At 52.6% G+C, this 17,564-nt stretch carries 12 protein-coding genes and 1 pseudogene; 4 read left to right on the top strand and 9 right to left on the bottom strand.

Annotation, left to right across the window (positions count from 1 at the left end; genetic code table 11):
- Window positions 1-7: 7 nt before the first annotated feature.
- A complete protein-coding gene (locus ABA45_RS08800; protein WP_048385423.1) occupies window positions 8-2,632 on the bottom strand; it encodes an ABC transporter permease in 2,625 nt (874 codons plus the stop codon).
- Window positions 2,622-3,275 carry an ABC transporter ATP-binding protein gene (locus tag ABA45_RS08805; RefSeq protein WP_048388864.1) on the bottom strand — a complete coding sequence of 218 codons (654 nt, stop codon included), beginning with the start codon at window positions 3,273-3,275 and terminating at the stop codon, window positions 2,622-2,624. The genes ABA45_RS08800 and ABA45_RS08805 overlap by 11 nt, the downstream gene beginning before the upstream one ends.
- A 492-nt stretch (window positions 3,276-3,767) precedes the next feature.
- Here ABA45_RS08805 and ABA45_RS18500 point away from each other — a divergent pair, with 492 nt between their 5' ends.
- Window positions 3,768-3,947 carry a DUF1289 domain-containing protein gene (locus ABA45_RS18500; protein WP_084708301.1) on the top strand — a complete coding sequence of 60 codons (180 nt, stop codon included), beginning with the start codon at window positions 3,768-3,770 and terminating at the stop codon, window positions 3,945-3,947.
- 41 nt (window positions 3,948-3,988) lie between these two features.
- Window positions 3,989-5,029 (top strand): annotated as a pseudogene (locus tag ABA45_RS08815) (CobW family GTP-binding protein).
- Here ABA45_RS08815 and ABA45_RS08820 read toward each other — a convergent pair.
- The 3 genes from ABA45_RS08820 to ABA45_RS08830 form a co-directional block, all read right to left on the bottom strand.
- Window positions 5,022-6,281, bottom strand: a complete 1,260-nt coding sequence (locus ABA45_RS08820; RefSeq protein ID WP_406564658.1) for a peptidoglycan DD-metalloendopeptidase family protein — start codon at window positions 6,279-6,281, stop codon at window positions 5,022-5,024. The pseudogene ABA45_RS08815 and the gene ABA45_RS08820 overlap by 8 nt on opposite strands.
- A 177-nt stretch (window positions 6,282-6,458) precedes the next feature.
- Complete coding sequence (locus ABA45_RS08825) at window positions 6,459-7,265, bottom strand: metal ABC transporter permease (RefSeq protein ID WP_048385429.1); 807 nt, start codon at window positions 7,263-7,265, stop codon at window positions 6,459-6,461.
- Window positions 7,265-8,002 (bottom strand): metal ABC transporter ATP-binding protein, encoded by a 738-nt coding sequence (locus tag ABA45_RS08830; RefSeq protein ID WP_198147096.1) that lies wholly within the window; start codon window positions 8,000-8,002, stop codon window positions 7,265-7,267. The genes ABA45_RS08825 and ABA45_RS08830 overlap by 1 nt, the downstream gene beginning before the upstream one ends.
- Before the next feature lie 139 nt (window positions 8,003-8,141).
- On the opposite strand from ABA45_RS08830, the gene ABA45_RS08835 reads away from it, so the two are divergent.
- On the top strand, window positions 8,142-9,146 hold the full coding sequence (locus ABA45_RS08835) for a zinc ABC transporter substrate-binding protein (protein ID WP_048385431.1): 1,005 nt from the start codon (window positions 8,142-8,144) through the stop codon (window positions 9,144-9,146).
- A gap of 25 nt (window positions 9,147-9,171) precedes the next feature.
- Here the strand turns inward: ABA45_RS08835 and ABA45_RS08840 are convergent, their stop codons facing one another.
- The 3 genes from ABA45_RS08840 to ABA45_RS08850 form a co-directional block, all read right to left on the bottom strand.
- Window positions 9,172-10,434, bottom strand: a complete 1,263-nt coding sequence (locus tag ABA45_RS08840) for a tyrosine-type recombinase/integrase (RefSeq protein ID WP_048385433.1) — start codon at window positions 10,432-10,434, stop codon at window positions 9,172-9,174.
- 115 nt (window positions 10,435-10,549) lie between these two features.
- Window positions 10,550-12,721 carry an EAL domain-containing protein gene (locus ABA45_RS08845; RefSeq protein WP_048385435.1) on the bottom strand — a complete coding sequence of 724 codons (2,172 nt, stop codon included), beginning with the start codon at window positions 12,719-12,721 and terminating at the stop codon, window positions 10,550-10,552.
- A gap of 17 nt (window positions 12,722-12,738) precedes the next feature.
- On the bottom strand, window positions 12,739-14,712 hold the full coding sequence (locus ABA45_RS08850) for an HDOD domain-containing protein (RefSeq protein ID WP_048385437.1): 1,974 nt from the start codon (window positions 14,710-14,712) through the stop codon (window positions 12,739-12,741).
- A gap of 357 nt (window positions 14,713-15,069) precedes the next feature.
- Here ABA45_RS08850 and ABA45_RS08855 point away from each other — a divergent pair, with 357 nt between their 5' ends.
- Window positions 15,070-16,389, top strand: coding sequence for an AAA family ATPase (locus ABA45_RS08855; protein WP_048385439.1), 1,320 nt, complete (start codon window positions 15,070-15,072; stop codon window positions 16,387-16,389).
- A gap of 112 nt (window positions 16,390-16,501) precedes the next feature.
- Here ABA45_RS08855 and ABA45_RS08860 read toward each other — a convergent pair whose 3' ends face one another.
- Window positions 16,502-17,464 carry a Brp/Blh family beta-carotene 15,15'-dioxygenase gene (locus tag ABA45_RS08860; RefSeq protein ID WP_048385442.1) on the bottom strand — a complete coding sequence of 321 codons (963 nt, stop codon included), beginning with the start codon at window positions 17,462-17,464 and terminating at the stop codon, window positions 16,502-16,504.
- Window positions 17,465-17,564: the final 100 nt, after the last annotated feature.

The raw sequence follows: 17,564 nt of genomic DNA on the forward strand, positions 1-17,564 counted from the left end.
TATCTTCTCAACCTTCCCGCAGCAGCAGGGCCGGGTTCAGCCTCAGCGCCCGCAGTGTCGGTAGCAGGCCGGCCAGCAAGGCAATCGAACTAACGGCGCCCGCCACTAGCGCGCCAAGCCACCACAGATCGCCTGCTGGAAGTTTTAACAACAGGCTCGCCAGTGGAATAGCAATCAGCGCTCCGAGTACAGTTGCGAAAAAGGTAGAGAGCAAGGTAAGTAACCCGGTTTCCATTAGCATTGACTGCCAGATAGCTTGGTGTCTGGCGCCAAGGCAGTAAAGCAGGTTGGCCTCGTAAAGCTGTCGCCTGCGGCTGACACTGACAACGCTGGACAGCACAAGAAGGCTTGCCGTCAGGCTTACTAAAGCAACGGTGGCGAGCCCGGCTGTCGCTTTGTTCAGCAGGTTACCGGCGGTCTCGAGCCAGTCGGCCGTGCGCAGGGTAATTACATTCGGGATGTTTCTGGCGAGCCACTGCTGTGACGTTTTTGCAGCCGAGTCGGTTTGGTAGACCACGCCCACGTACCTGCCAACCAATTCGTCCAGCGCGCCATCCTGTAGAACGCCTTCGAACCAGAATCGGGTTTGAAGGCCTTTTTGCTGGTATATGGCTTTGATTTCAGCAGCAATTGTCTGGCCCTCAGCCTGAAATTCGACTGTATCTCCTACTGTCAGCCCGAGCTGATGGGCTTCTCGATCTTCCATCGCCATGAAGGCGGGTTCACCCTCTGGTGCCGGTGACGACCACCAGTTACCACTGACCAACTCTAGATCTTCCGGATTTCCTGACAAATAACTGAACTTGTACTCATCACCCATGGCCTCGCGTCTGGCTTGCGCGTTGTCTGCCAGAACAGCCGCGATTGGCTCGTTGTTGATCGCTGCCAGGCGGCCACGAACCAGTGGCAGGAGTTCAATCCGGCTGGCCGGATCAAGGGCTTCGAGGCCAGTCTTGAGCGGGTCAATCTGATCAGAAAAAACCTCATACAGAATCAGGGCAGGGGCTTCAGTCGGTATTGTGGATTCCAACGCTCGAAGTAGGGTGCCCACAAGCAGAGTGCAAGCCACCACAAGTGTCAGCGCTGTACCCAGCGAGAGCAGGGTTGCCCGCAAGGGTGAATCTGGCCGGTGCAAATTGGCCAGCGCCAATCGGCGGGCAAAATTTCGACCGGCAAAGCCGCGGTTTTCCAGCGCCCTGGCAGCGCGTTGCAGTCCTTTGATCAAACCTTCAAGTAAACCCCAGAGCAGAACGACAGCCAGCAAAAAAAGAAGCCCCAGTTGCGGAGAGGGCAACCAGAGTAGAGTGGCCGCAATGTAGACCGCTAGCAGAATATAACTCGCTACCCGCCAGCTGCGAGGCTCATGACTGGCCGCCTGAACCCGGCCTCGGAACAGCCCGGCCGGCGACGCAGCGAGTGCTCTGGCCAGCTCCGGAAGTGCGAAAACATAGGCCGTCAGCACGGCAAATAGCCAGCTCAACAGCAATGGCGCAAGCCAAAGTGCTATCCACTGGCCAGTCATTCCAGTATCGCCAGATCCGGGCAGCGCAAAGGCATCGCCGGCTAAACCAAGTGCAGCAGCAGACAGTGCCAACCCGATGGCGCCGCCGATGATGCCTGCCAGACTGCCCAACAGGCCGATCTGAAGAAGGTAAATGGCCACCAAAGGCCTGCGCCGTAAACCGAGAGTTTGCAGTGTGGCGATGGTGCCAAGCTTCTCGGTCAGGTAGGCGTGGATGCTGTTGGCGACACCTAGGCCGCCAATGAACAGCGTAGTAAATGCGATCAGAATGAGTGCCGTTGCGATCTGGTCAAGCCGTTCAGACAGGCGCTCGCTGCGCTCGGCAAAGGTTGTGGTATCCCAGCGGGTTTTGGGAAACGCCTGCTCGAATTCATTCAGCCAGACGTCCAGGTCGCGGTCAGTCTGAACCCGGTATTCGTAATCAACACGGCTACCAGGCCGAATCAGCCCGGTTGCCTCTACCGCTGCTTCGGAAATCATGATCGGCAAACCGCGCCAGTTGGCCATCAAGCTACGATCCGGCTGCAGCTGAATAAGGCCGCTGATGCGAAAGATTGCAGCGCCAATCTGAATTTGATCGCCAACGGACTGGCCCAGACGCTCAGCGAGCATAGGGTCAATAATGGCCCCCCAAAGACCATCTTTGCGTGCTGTGAGTTCTGCCAGTGGTTGGTCCGGCATCAGTTGTAGCTCGCCGTAAAGCGGATAGGCGGCATCAGGAATCAGTATCTCGGCTCTGACAAAGCTTGCGCCGCTATCATCACCCGCTTCATCAGCACCACTGACGGTTACCCCACTGACCGCCACTCCATTGACCATAGTGTCGAGCTCTCGAACCAGCGAAAGGTTGCCCGTTGCACGGATCCATGCAAGCACTTCATCCGGCAGAGGCTCACTGGCTTCTAACTCGACGTCGCCGCCCAGAAGCGTGCGGGTATCCGCTAGTAGACTCTGCTCGATAACCCGGTAGAGACTGGCCGTGGCAGCCACCAAGGTAATGCCCAATATGAGGCAGGCCAGAAAAACCTTGAGCGCAGAGATACGCGAGCGTAGATCCGAAATCGCGAATGTTAGCATCCAGAACGGTCTGGTGGATTTTTCAGATTTCATAGAGGTGCCCTCCGTCCATCTGAACCCTGTGCTGACAGCGCTCCGCGACACGCTTGTCGTGGGTCACCAGCACCAGTGTAGACTTGCTTTTCTTATGCAGGTCGAATAGCAGCGAAAGCACTTTCTCGCCGGTTTCCTGGTCCAGATTGCCAGTAGGCTCGTCACCCAGCAGCAAACTCGGCTGATGTACCAGTGCTCTGGCAATCGCTACACGCTGCTGCTCGCCACCAGACAGCTGTGCTGGATAGTGCTGCAATCGATGGCTCAGCCCAACCGCTTCCAACATGGCACTCGCTTGCTCACGGGCTTGGGCTTGCCCGGCAATTTCAAGCGGTAGGCTGACGTTACCCAGCGCGCTGAGGCCCGGCAGCAAATGAAACGACTGAAAAATAATGCCCAGGTGTTTGCTGCGCCAGTCGGCCAGTGCATCTGAGTCCATGTCGCCAAGGCGCTGGCTACCAATCAGGATCTCGCCCTTGTCTGGGCGCTCAAGACCAGAAAGAAGCAGAAGCAGGGAGGTCTTGCCGCTTCCAGATGGGCCCATAATCGCCAGGGTCTCGCCGGGTGGAACCTTGAGTGACGCGTTATTGAGCACAGCGACAGCACCTGAATCCGTTGGATAGGTAAGGTGAATGCCGCTCATTTCGACGCTGGTGGACACAGAGGCTCCTTGTTTTTTGATTAACGCGAATCTGACCCGTTCATCATGTTACTGTATAACACTATGAAGCCTAATAAACGTGAACTTAAACACATGGAACGCCAGTTCGTTGTGGCGCTTACCGAAGCCTGCGAGGCCGCAGAAGCTGAAGTACCCGGCTTTTGTTGGTTAACCCACGATAACGGTACACATCAGTTTCCGGCGGGCCTTCGGGTGACCTGGATTTTCGATACCCGGGCTAACCTTGAGTACGCGCTTGTCGATGGTTTTAAACAGTACGCGCATGAGCGGACCCTTGACGCGCTTGAACAAACCGGCCTGGACCGAGGGATAATTTCTGATTGTCTTCAGTTCGACAGCGAGGAAGCTTGCACGAACTCCCAAAAGGGTAACTGGTTAGCACGGCTGACGCAGTTACGGCGCTCCAGACATTAGGAAGAGCAACACCTGACTATTCACAGGCACATAACCCCCATGGCGAAGGAAATAGAAAGCCCCTGTAATTCTGTTTGTCAATTGGACGGCGGCGTCTGCCGGAGTTGCGGCCGCACACGGGCGGAAATCAAAGCCTGGAAAGGAATGAAGCGGCCCGAGAAACAGACGACGACAAAAACGGCTGCATTGAGACTGAAAAAACAGCGGAAGGTTTCATAGGAAGCGCCCCCTGAGCCGGCAGTATTAACGAGAGTGCAAGTATGAAAATAACCAAAGCAGTGCCAACCAATATCATCACCGGATTCTTGGGGGTGGGCAAAACCACTGCAATTTTGCATCTGTTGGCCAGTAAGCCTGCCAATGAACGTTGGGCGGTATTGGTCAATGAGTTCGGCGAAATAGGTATCGACGGCGGTTTGATGGCTGGAGGCCAGGGCGCTCAAACTGGCGTTTTTATCCGTGAGGTACCCGGCGGCTGCATGTGTTGCGTTTCAGGTTTGCCCATGCAAATGGCGTTGAACAGATTATTGATGGACGCAAAACCAGACCGGTTGCTCATCGAACCGACGGGGTTGGGGCACCCGCAGGAGGTGATTGAGTCGCTGAGCTAGCCGCATTACGCCGCCGTTATTGATTTGAGAGCGACGCTGACCCTGGTAGACCCCCGGCGCACACGAGATTCGCGTTATACCTCAAACGCCACCTTCATCCAGCAAATTGCGGTAGCCGATGTAATCGTGGCAAGTAAGTCCGATCAGTGCACAGATGAAGACTTTTCTTCCTTGAATGCTTACCTTGTGGAAAAATCCTGTCACGAAAAACCGTTGTATCGCGTGCGTTTCGGGCAGATTCCGTTCAAGGCCCTTTCGGCCCCTTCTGCCCACGCAACGTTCGAGCCTGACCCTCCCCGGCGCTTCACGATGCCCGCGTTATCAAAAAACGCCTTTGGGCAACACGAATCCACAGAGCGCCCAGATCACAGGCCCTTGGCTGCTGGTGATTACATGACAATCAAAAAACAGGCTGATGGTTTTACGTCGATTGGCTGGCGTTTTCACGCCAGCATTTTGTTTGATAGAGGCCGGTTGTTTGCGTTCTTTTCCGGTCTTACCCCACAGAGGGTAAAAGCCATATTCATTACGTCAGACGGTGTTTTTGGCTATAACTTCAGCGACCAGGCGTTAACTGAGGTGGAGTTGGACGAGGCCAAGGAGAGTTGCATCGAAGGCATCGACAATGACGAAATGGTTTTTGAAGGCTTCGAAGCGAGCCTTCTAGCCTGTAAGGCCTGCGTCAGTTGATGTCGTGAAGCCCCTCATTTTCTTTAGTGGTTCGAGTGGGTTGCGGCGAACCGGTTGCCAAAATAACATCTAAGCTGATTTGGGACTGCATGGACGCCAGTTGTTTGCTGACTTGTGCTTTAAAGGAAGCAAGTTTGACGTCAGGCACTTTGGCGGCCGTCGGAATATCCGCGGTCAGCGGATCAACGGGTTGGCCGTTCACATGAAACTCGAAATGCAGATGGGGCCCTGTTGAGCGCCCCGAATTGCCTGTTAGTGCTATTTTTTGGCCCCGCTTTATTCTTTGACCCTGTTTAACCAGAACTTTGCTCAAGTGGAGGTAGCGTGTTTCAAAGGTTCCGCTGTGATTGATATCGATATACCGCCCGGCAAAGCGATGGTTGCCAACACGCGAAACGACGCCATCGCCGGTGCTTACAATGGGTGTTCCAACAGGTGTTGCGAAATCGACACCGTTATGGGGTGATCGTCTACCGGTAATCGGGTTGAGACGATCAGAACTGAACGAGGAACTTATTCTGAAACGTTTTTCGGTGGGCCAACGCAAAAAAGCCAGCAAAACGCTCTCGCCGGTCTCGTTATAGTAGTTGCCATCGTCGAAGAGAAACGCGTTGTAGGCTTTAAGCCCGCGGAGCAGGGATACCGCTTCAATTCGTTGGCGGCCTGTTGGCGAATCGTGAGTCATCTCGCGACCCGTGATAACAGTGAAAGTATCCCCGGACCTGAGGTCGCGCCGAAAATCAATTTTGCTTTTTAGAAGGTTAGCCACCTCCGCCACCTCGGCGTCACTGAGTCCAGACTTGACAGCAGAGGCATAAAAACTTCCCTTTATAGCCCCGCGGGTAATGGCAGAGTACCAATGGGTCTCGGATTCCTCTTTGCGGGCAACAAATGCGCCATCGTCCTGGATGGCAAAGGTAATGGTTCTGGCCGCATCAATGCGCAGTACTAATGCCTCAAGCGCTCGGTGTCTGTCGTACTTGAACGTGACCCGTTTTCCGGGTTGCAGTGTTTCAAGGGATAGATACTCGACGTCAGCTTCAAGAACCTGGTGCAGCACAGACGCAGGAATACCTTTTGATTCGAAAATGTCACTCAGGGTATCTCCCTTTTTGATTAGGTAACTCTGTGTTTCAGGCTCGCTGGCCGGCGGAGATTGTGGAGATTGTGGAGATTGTGGAGATTGTGGAGATTGTGGAGATTGCGGAGATTGCGGAGATTGCAGAGATTGCAGAGATGTGGGCTGAGACACGGCGGCCAAATTCCTATCTGGCTTAGCATTCAGGGTGTCTGGGTTGTCCAGTTGGATTAATAGGGCGACGGCAACGAAAAAAATTGCCAAGGAAAGAATGATCTTGTGGGTACGTGTAAAAAAGTGTCGAAATAACATAGTTATGAACTGTCTCCGCGAGCTGCTCAGAATCGCCGGTCAGGCATGAGTTTTTTGTGGCTGGATGAAGTATCGGAAAGCGCTGGACACACCGAAGAGCACTGCAACAGTACAAACGATTGTTGGGCCTGTCGGGGTGTTCATTAGGTAAGACGCTTGCAAGCCGGCAAGTGAGGCACCGCACCCGATAATCGCTGCAATGATAGCCATTGCTTCTGGCGTTCTACTAAAGGGTCGAGCGGTCGCTGCCGGTATGATCAGCATGGCGGAAATCAGCAATACACCCACAACTTTGATGGCGACAGCTACAACAACCGCTAACGATAAGGTGAGAATCATTTTCTCTCGCTTAGGTAAAATGCCACTTGCGCAAGCGAGTTCAGGGTTAACGGTTGATGTAAGCAGAGCTGACCAGCGCCAACAAACCAACGTGAGAACCAGTGCAGCACCGCCCCAAATCACGCCAAGGTCAAGGGTGCCTACAGACAGGATGTCACCAAACAGATAAGCCATCAGGTCGATGCGGATACCCGACAAAAATGAAACTGCCACCAGGCCGAACGCCAGCGAAGAGTGCGACAAGACACCAAGCAGAGTATCCATGGCGTAACCGCGTTCACTCAGAGTTGTAACGGCCAGAGCCATTAATAGCGATACCACCAAAACCCCTGCAAATATTGGCATGGATAACGTAAGTGACAAAGCTACCCCTAAAATGGCGGCATGTGCGGTTGCATCGCCGAAAAAAGCCATACGCCGCCAAACAATAAAACAGCCAAGCGGCGCTGCGGCGATTGCGACACCAAGGCCGGCAAGGGTAGCACGGAACATAAAGTCTTCGAACATTAAATCGCTTCCTCGTGCCGGGGAGTCGCAGGGTCATGATGGTGGTAACTAGCGAACATTTCGGCATCATCGAGGCCAAATAATAATCGATATTCGGGGGCGACCTTAACAACCTCAGGCGCGCCTTCGCAACAAATGCTGCCATTAAGGCAGATAACGCGATCTGATGTTCGCATCACAGTGTGCAGCTCATGGCTTACCATCAGGATGGCGCAACCCAGTTCCTGCCGCACCCGCTCAATCTGTCGGTAAAAGTCTGCTGAGCCAGAATGGTCCAACCCCTGGGTGGCCTCATCCAACAAAAGCAGACTCGGTTTCTCTATTAGGGCTCGGGCCAGCAAAACGCGCTGGAACTGCCCTCCGGACAGAGTACTTAACGGCTGTTTGCCAAGGCCGGACAACCCCGCTTGCTGAAGAGCAGCGTCCATGTCACCTGGTTGCTGGCGCCTGGGCAGCGATAGGAACCGATAGACCGTCATTGGGAGGGTTTCATCGATATTGAGGCGTTGTGGTACGTAGCCAATAATCTGCTTACTGGTAATTTCAACCTTGCCGGACGTAGGTACCTGGGCACCGATAATCGCGCGCAGAAGCGTCGATTTTCCTGACCCGTTCGGCCCGATAATCGTCACAATTTCGCCTTGCTCTATATGGATATTAATATCTTTCAATACTTGGTTCCCGCCAAAACTGACGGACAGGTTTTTGGTGGCAAGGACTCTCATTTGTTTTTCCATTGAAAACAGGTCACACACATCCGCGCAGGTCTGAAGCATTTTTCAGCTTTCACAACATAAACCTCTTTTCTAGTTAAATAGGATGTTATAACATATCATTAAAGCAATAAAGCTTCCATTAAGAAAAGGCAAAAAGAACATGAGTAAGCGGGAAAAATTAATGGCTACCGCGTTTATAGCGACCTTGCCGTTTAGTGCAAATGCTGTGCCCAATGTTGCGACTGACATCACACCCATTCACTCCCTCGTGTCGCAGGTAATGGCTGGAGTAGGCAGACCGGATCTGCTTGTTCAGTCTGGCGCTTCGCCGCATAACTATTCGCTCAGCCCGTCGGAAGCTCGGGCACTACAGGAAGCGGACGTCGTGTTCTGGGTAGGAGAGGGCCTGACACCCTGGCTTGAAAGGTCTCTGGATAAACTGTCTCCCGATTCAACGAAAGTCGAGTTGTTGGAGGCGATGGGCACAACGACCTATGCCTTCAGAGAAGGAGCCACTTTCGATGCTCATGGTGATAGCGATCACGACGAGGAAAAGGAGGGTGAACACGACACTCATGATGACCTCCAAGATGGGAAAGAGAAAGACGATGAGCATAATGAAGGCCATCATCACGAACACAGTGGTACTGACCCGCATGCGTGGTTAGACCCCGCCAACGGAAAGGTCTGGCTTGATGTGATCGCAGCGGCTCTGGCTGAAGAAGATCCTGAAAATGCCGCTCAGTACCTTGAAAATTCAGCGATTGGAAAAGCTGACATTGATGCTGCGGTCAGTCGTATTGAAATCACCATAGCGCAACTCGAAAATAAACAATTCATTGTTTTCCATGATGCTTACCAATATTTCGAAAAACGCTTTGGCATTCTGGCAGCAGGGGCAATCTCGATCGGGGATGCATCAAAACCAAGCCCGGCCCGGATTGCAGAAATCAGAGCAGTTGTGACAAATTTAGACGTAAGCTGTGTGTTCACTGAGCCACAATACAACCCAGGTATCGTTAAAGCGGTTTTTGGCGGAACGGGTGTTAACACGTCTGGAGTTATTGACCCATTAGGATCAGGCCTGGCGACCGGCGCCAACCTGTACCCAGACTTATTGATCGAGATCGCGGACGGGCTCCAATCATGCCTTGGAAAGAAATAGGGGGGTTACAAACCCTCAACTTTTCTCATACTTTTCGCTCGCGGCCTTGAAACCGCTTGCGGGCCTGATCCGAGTTAACGTAAACCGACTCGGTAAAAGCCGCGCTGGCATGGCCGAGTTCTTCACTGATGTGGCGAATATCCGCGCCGGATTCGATCGCCTGGCTGGCGCCGGTGTGGCGCAGGTAATGGGTTTCTGACCTTATCGCTTCAAGCTGTCGGGCTTCGTCGACAAAACCGGCTTCCTCCATTCGCGTAACAGCGAACATAACGGCCTGCTCGTAAATGCGTTGAACCTGACGTTTGCCCAGCGCTATGCCATGGGTTGAGGGTAGGATAGGGTGATAATCGCCCGGGTCTGGCATAGGCGATAGTAAGTCCAAGTAGGCACGCCAACGTTTCAGGTAAGGGAGATAGGCATCGGGTAGGGTGACTGAACGGGCTTTGTCGCCTTTACCAAACACAAAATACGACCAATATTGCTCGCCCTGAATGACTTTCCGGCGGAAATCACCAAAAACTGGAATCCGGTCTGCGCCATCGTCAAGAGGACGCGGCGCCAACTCGCCAACCCGAAGAAACAACGATTTCATGGTAACAATCACAAACAAATGTCGTTCACATTTGGGGTTTTGATCTGCTTCGGTAACCAAGGTTTCTAGCAACCAGGACCACTGCCAATCGGTTAGCCGGCGCACAGCGACTTCGAGATCTTTGGCCATTTGCGGTTTGGCGCGACGATCACGGCGGCGTAAGTCGCTAAGCGGGTCTGTTAGCAGATATTGTCGGTAAACCAGATATTTAAAGAATGTTTGTAAAGCCGTTCGACTGGCGTTCAGGCTTGCTTGGCTGGCATTGTAAACGGCGTTTTCATCGCTGGAGCGCAGCGCAAACGGACGCCATTGGCGGTTTGGTAGGCGTAAACCGTTGGCATGGGTGAAAGCCGAAAATACACCGCGGGCAATCCAGCTATGGGGTGGATTCTTCAAGGTCTTGAAATACGCGGTCACAACATCGGCATCGGTTTGCGCCAACGTGCGTTTGGTGGTTACCCAAAGATAATTCAGAAAACGCTGAACCTCACCACGAAAGCGTGAAAACGTTCCCGGCACATCGGCGTATTTCATCAGAAATTGGCGACTAATTTCATAATCATCGCGCAGTGTAGTCAAGGGCTGCGGTAGAGACGCCAGAAATGTCGGTATGGATGGGTGGCAATGAAAGTCTGACAGATCTTCAAGATAGTGAGCAGTATCGAACAGCGGCTCACCGGTAAAGGGTACTGACACGTTAGTCCTTGATAGTGATGATTTTTGGATTGGACCGCTAATCTAATCCTTTTAATGTTCGATTTGGCCATTATTTTCAATAACAGCTGTTTTTACCACCTTGATGGGACATTCGTCAGACTACGGCTCTTACTCGCTGACCATCCAACATCCTTGAAATGGCTTCGGGGGGCTGAGCAGGACCGTAGAGGAAGCCTTGTATCTGCTGGCAGCCAAGCCCTCTCAAATAAGCCAGTTGCGCATCTGTTTCTACGCCTTCTGCAATAATGTCCAACCTCAGGCCGTGAGCCATGGCCACGATAGCATTGACGATGCAGGCGTCGTCTTCTCCATTTCCAATTCCGCGGATAAACGACTGATCTACTTTTAACGTGTGGATAGGCAACTGGTGAAGGTAGTTCAGCGAAGAATAGCCGGTACCGAAATCATCGATTGCAATGCGGACTCCATGGTCGGCCAGTTGTTGGAGCTTTTGGCTGATCTGCTTAAGGTCATTCATAATGACATTTTCGGTAATTTCGATTTCCAGATGGCTGGCTGGGAACTCTTCATTTTTGAGTTGCCTGATTAGGTTTTCGACAAATCGCGGGTGCTCTACTTGAATCGGCGACATGTTTACTGCCAGCCTCAAATCCCTGTTGCCATCCAATATCCACCCTTTGACATGCCGGCACGCCTGGGCCAGTACCTGCTCGCTAAGCGCTACAATCAGTTTGGTTTCTTCGGCCAATGGAAGAAAATCTTTGGGGTAGAGCAGTCCTCGATCCGGGTGTTGCCAGCGAACCAGCGCCTCCAGTCCCACAATGCGTCCGCTTTTGGCGCAAACTTGCGGCTGGTAGTAAACCCGCAGTTCGTTGTTCTCGAGAGCCTGCCTGAGATCCCTTTCCAGACTGAGACGGTTGACGGTGTCGATGTTCATGGATTCGCTGTAAAAGCGGTAGCCATCCTTGCCCCGGGCCTTTACGTGATACATGGCAATATCTGCGTTCTGGATCAGCTGATCCATTGAGGTGCCGGCCTCCGGGTAAAGGGAGATGCCGATACTAACTCCGACAAAGACTTCGTGTTCGCCCAATTGAAAGGGTGCTTTGAGGGCATCAATCAGTTTTTTGGCAATACGCCGGGCATCGTTACTGCTGTTAATGGCGGGCAGCAACAGTGTGAACTCGTCACCGCCAAATCGTGAAAGTGTGTCACCTTTGCGGAGACAACTTTCCAGACGTTGGGTGACCACTTGCAACAAAACGTCACCCATGGCGTGGCCTAACGTATCGTTAATTACTTTGAACCGGTCCAGATCCAGAAACATGACTGCGAGTTTCTGTTTGCTGCGACTTGCTTGGGTGATTGCAAGGCTCAACCGGTCGGTGAACAGTGCCCGGTTGGGCAACCGGGTTAACAAATCGTGGTAGGCCTGGAAATTTATGAAGGCTTCCGCTTCCTTGCGTTCAGTCACGTCTCTCGCGGTGCCGTAAAACCGCGCCTTGGGACCAGAGGTGCGGGCATTGAAATCGGCCCCCAGAGGCAAGGTTCCGTGATCAATCGGAAACGCAGTGATCTCGAAATAGCGATTGGCTTTTTGGCTACCTCGGGTTTTGAGTTTCACTTCGAAGGTGCGGGGATTTTCAGGTGTAACGCTTGGGTCTCGGAGGGGATGAGTACCGCGAGCAATGTCCTGTTCGTCAAGTAGGTGCCGGAAATGCTTTCCGTTGAGCTCTTCACTGTTGTAGCCCAACAACGATTCAATCTTCCTGTTGATGAAACAGAAGCGCCCTTGGTCATCAAGCATGAAGACAATGTCTGGGGAGTTGTTGACGATGTAACGGTGCAGTGCCTCGGACTTTTCAAGTCGCTGTTGCACATCGGTATGAGCTCTGACCAGAGACTGTTTGCCCAATACAGCTTCCAGCGTGGTAAGCATTTCGTCCGGGTCAAAGGGTTTCTTGATGTAATCTTGAGCTCCTTTGCGCAGCGCACGACTGACAGAGCTGAAAGAACTCTCTCCACTGACGACGATAATGCCGCATTTGGGCTGAACCTTTGCGGCATGGGCCATGACCTCAAAGCCGTCTAATTCAGGCATTCTCAGGTCGAGCATGGCGAGGTCAAAGGTGCGCGTGTTCAGCTGTCTGCAGGCTTCTCTTCCGCCCAACGCCGACGTTACAAGATAACCCTGTTGCGCCAGCAGAGAGGAGAGGCTGCTCAGCAGCCTCGGGTCGTCATCGGCGACAAGTATCCTGGCCACGATAGAGTCAGTCACTGGCGAGTGGATTAGTTGCCGTGTCATCGCGCGCCGCTCATGATTTATGTCGGACCTTTGCTGGAATCGGATGCTGCAGGCAGGAGAACCCTGAAACTGGTGCCAGAGTTCCCCGTGCGGTATCCAATGATGCCCTCCATGTCATCGATGAGTTGTTTGACAATGCTTAACCCTAGCCCGCTGTGGGTCACGCCCTTACTGGACTTTACAGGCTTGAACAAGCTGCTTTGTATGGCTTTCGGTAAACCTGGGCCGTTGTCTTCGATCAGCATTTCGATCCACTGCCGGCCTTGTTGCCATACGGGCGAGGCGCTTTCAAGCCTGAGCCCCCCCCCATCTGGCATGCACTCGACCGCGTTTCGGATCAGGTTCAGAATCACCTGGCGTACCGGCGCCCTGCCAGCAGCTAGGTCTGTTGATTCTTCGCTCAAAACTAGATCGCAATCAACATCGCCATCTCTGAACAAGCTATCTTGAAACAGGGCGTGCAGGGCTCTCAACTCTTGATTAAGATTTGTTGGCTCGTCGGTGTTCAGGTTGGGTTCTTGGCTCTCACCCATCTGCACCAATAGATTGCCGGCGCGCTCAAGCTCTTCCCGGATAATATCCAGCTGTTCCCGAATCTGTTCATTTTCAAGCCGTCCCCGCAGTTGAAAAATGTACTGCCGAATGATGGTCAAAGGATTGCTGATCTCATGAATGTGACGCCGTATATTGTCACGAGCAAGGGCTTGGTCAATATCAGCTGTTGTCACGTCGTTCTGATTTTTAGCCTCTTTGCTCTCACTGAGATGTGACAATCGCGCGCAGAACATTTCTGCCAGTTCCAACGTTGACACGCTGTTTTCGGCATCGGTGCCAATCACAAAAACGCCCTGACAAACGTCTTTGAACAGCACCGGAACAGCCATGAGGGACGATGTGTTAAGTAGCGCCAATAATTGTTTGTCGAGCACGTTGGGCGAACGTTCAGCCAGCAGTAAAGCTTTTTGATCCCTGAAGCTTTGCGTCAGCACACTGCCTGTGGAAGCGGCAACAATCGTCATGTCGGGCGGTTCGCCTTGACTATCCGATGCCAGGATCAGAATGCCATCGTCAACTCTGAAAAATAGGCTGGGGCAACCTGTTAGTAGAGTGAGGTTGACCACTGTGTTCGCTAGCGCCGGGCCTGAATCGTTGGCCGGGCTGAGAGCCTGGTCGGTCATTGCTTGGCGAAGAACGGTATTGCGCAATGTCTGGCTTGCTTTGTGGCCGTCATAGATATGTTCAAGGGTGACCCCCAACGATTGCGCGAGGGCAGCAACTTCATGATTGATACGCAGTGATAATTCCCGGGTAAGATCTTCACTGAGACTGAAAATGGTGCCTGCTGCAGCAATACCGGCCGCATCGGACTGAGCCAACCGCGTTGACAGATTAATCAACTTGACCAGATGGGCCGCATCACGGATTTCAGACGCCGGCGCCTTTTGATAACGCATGGCATCTGCTGCCATCTGCCCCAGCCCCCAGGCCTGAGCAAGCTGCGCTCCGATCTCTGCCTGATGATCGAGATACTGCTGTTGAAGATCACCCGGAGTCATTTTCAGAGCAATCAGTTCGCCAATGTTATGGAGCATTCCTAACATAAAGGCTTCGTCCGCCGAGGGGTAGCGGGTAAGCGTGGCGAGGGTTTTGGCGGTCAGTGCGGTGGTGAGAGAGTGGCGCCAGAAATCACGAAGTTGCTGCCACTGGTCTGCACCAAGATCGAACATCAACTGCCGGAGTGCGGCAGTGAGAATCAGTGTGCGTAAACGTTCAGTGCCAAGCCGGAGCAGTGCTTGCTCAACCGAGCGAATTTCTCCTGACCGGCCGTAGAGTGATGAATTAGCCATGGCCAGTACTTGCGTGGTGAGGGCAGTGTCGGCCGAGATAATATTGCTGATATGACGGTAGCTGTCTTCCTTTCGACACGCTTCCAGCGCCCTGAGGGTGACTTCGGGGAGGCTGGGTAATTCTGTATTAGGAGATATTTGCATAGAATTACCGGTCATTTACATCTGACACTTCATTTATAATTACCATAATTATGAGAGTTTAAACAATCAATTCCATAAAATAAATACAGGCTATTGAAAATTTTCCTAAATTCTGAATGGATTAAAATCCGATTTGAGTCTCACAATTTTGGCAATCGAAAATCCGCTAATTAGACTTATGCTGTGTGATCTACCTGATATTGCCACTCAAAAGATTGTCAGAAATACAACGAAAGTACCCGAAGTGTCGTCTCGCTGGCTATATTGTCTTGCATGTTCGCGGTAGAATTAATGTCATAAATTAGTCTGTTTTACTTCTTTGGCCGTGGTTTTGAGGTCAGTATCAAAGAGAGGCCGATGACGGATTCGAGGCATGTTTCAACCCAGCCCAGGGTTATTGCTGTCACCGGCGGTAAAGGTGGTGTCGGTAAAACTTCTGTTGCCATCAATCTTGCGTTGGCCCTCACGCGCGAGGGTCACCGCGTGCTGCTGCTCGATGGAGACTTGGATCTTGCCAATGTTGCCATCATGCTGGGTCAGTATCCGAGACACACTCTGGAACACGTCCTTCGCCGGGAATGCACACTTGATGAGATTATCATGGAGGCACCGCTGGGACTGCATGTGATTCCTGGTGCATCGGGTGTGCAACGCTGTATGGACTTAGGTGTTGCCGGCAGTCTAGATTTGCTCAAAAGCCTTGCGGCACTTGAACGCCGTTACGATTATGTTCTTATTGATACTGCCGCTGGCCTGCAGCCAGTTGTACTTCACATGATTGCCTCCGCTGCTATGGCATGTGTGGTGGTTACTCCTGACCCGGCTTCTCTAACCGATGCATTTTCGCTCATCAAGGTGTTGCAGCGGCAAGGCTACCGGCGTACCCCGAGTGTGCTGGTTAACATGGCTCATGGTGCCAGTCAGGCACAATCGATATTTCAGCGCTTTGCAGCGGCATCGCAAAGTCACTTGAACGTGCAGCCACACTATCTGGGCGCCATCTGGCGTGACGAGACACTGCGCCGATCAGTGATCACGCAGCGCCCGGTGGCCTTGCTGGCTCAGTCAGACCCGTCCTGTCAGCAGTTTCATTCACTGGCAGACAGGGTGAAGATAAGGTTGGAACAACTGCCGCCCAGAAAATCCGGAATTGCAGCCTATTGGTACAAGGCCGTTCGGAGATCGGAACAGGATAGACCAACAGCAACGCCCTCTAGCGAACCCACGCCGCCGAAAGCAGACCTTGGGACCCGGGTTCGGCAGGCTGTTGTCGAATTCGATGACCTTGTCTCTGATCCGTCATTACCGCCAATACTTCGTAATGAGGCATTGTCGGCTTGCTTTGCATTGCTTGGGCGCACGATGGACGACGACACTATAGAAATTATCCAGACTGGACTGGCAGCACTTGACTGGGAAGCCCTTAGCATTACTCAACGAGCCCACTTGGCCACCTATTTACGAGATATAGCAAGCCAGGTTGCGCCCGGGTCTTCGAGGCCGGGAAGCGTCCCATCTGTAACTCGAGGCTACGACCGTGAGCCGCGTTACGATCAGGTCATATTTGGCGACCAGGAGTGTCTGCTGAAAGCCCTTCGCGAACAACCCCGCAACATTTCTCTGGACCACTTTTTGCGTGGATTGGCAGGTAAGACGGACAACCAGTTCGAGGGTTGAAATCCAGCATTTCTTAAATAGATTAGCGGAACAGGTTGAAACTGTTTGCGGAGAAAATTATTTGGGGGGCAGTAACCAAAGGGGACAGATTTCAAATCTGTCCCCTGCTTTCTTACTCAGCAGGCCGCTGATCCCACCACAGTCTGACGATGATCGCATGCGGAAACGTTAACGCTGCCAACGCCCAAAACATAACTCTGATTGCCTCGGTCAACAAGCTCGGGGAAGGCTCTATCCATACAATTATTCCCCAAGCAACAATAGCCAACACGAGGGCACCCAGTGTTGACGGTATAATTTTGCGGGCTGGAAAAGCCTTAGCCAGGCTTTTCTGATTCGATAATAAGCAATGCTCTGAAATTGCCAGAAAGTGACGCATGCTGTGAATAACGCAGAAGTAAAACGCAAAGCTCAGAAGCGGCGGCAACACAATCAAGGTCGCTCCAACCAGACACCATTCAGCCAGAACTCTCAGCGAGGGTCGATTGGATTTTCTGAGCATCATATATGCGAAGCCCAGCAGCCAAAGTCCTGCCAACAAGGGTCCCATCCATACCAGTACGTCAAGCACCGCCGACGTTTCTATTTTAATCAGCCAGGAAAATAACTCACTTGTTTGCTGTGGATGCCCAAGTATCGGGCCCAGAACAGCCATGCTTCCGCTCAAACAACGCAACAGAAGATCTCGTTCGGAGCTTAAGAAAGCTTCGTCGGTGTAACCAAAGTGCCAGACCGACATTCCCAGAAACACCAACAGTGCCACCAATGGCAAGGTCCAGATGAGCGCAACAAACGCTAGTGAGGCCAACATATAAGCGAGCAGAAGAAGTAGCACGTTGCTCTTACTCGTTGCTGTCAGCTTTTTAAGAATAGACGTGTCAGCGCCGCCGTGGGACAGTCCAAACACACCGATTGGCACGATTACAATCCAGAACTGCTGCTCAATTGACAAGACCGGCAGAAAAAAACTGCCGCCCAGTGCCAGACAGGCAATAACCAATATTGTGAACTGGTAAGAGCGCCCAGCAGAACTCCAATAAAGCAGATTTCCACTGTTGGCGGTGTTCGTTACCATGGTAGTACTCCTTTCATGAATGGTTCTAGCGGAAAGGCACTGGCACTGGCCGTGGCCGGGTCATCTATGTTGCGGCGCAGTGGGTTAAGACTTGCCGCAC

The sequence above is a fragment of the Marinobacter psychrophilus genome (genome assembly GCF_001043175.1).
Lineage (GTDB): Bacteria > Pseudomonadota > Gammaproteobacteria > Pseudomonadales > Oleiphilaceae > Marinobacter > Marinobacter psychrophilus.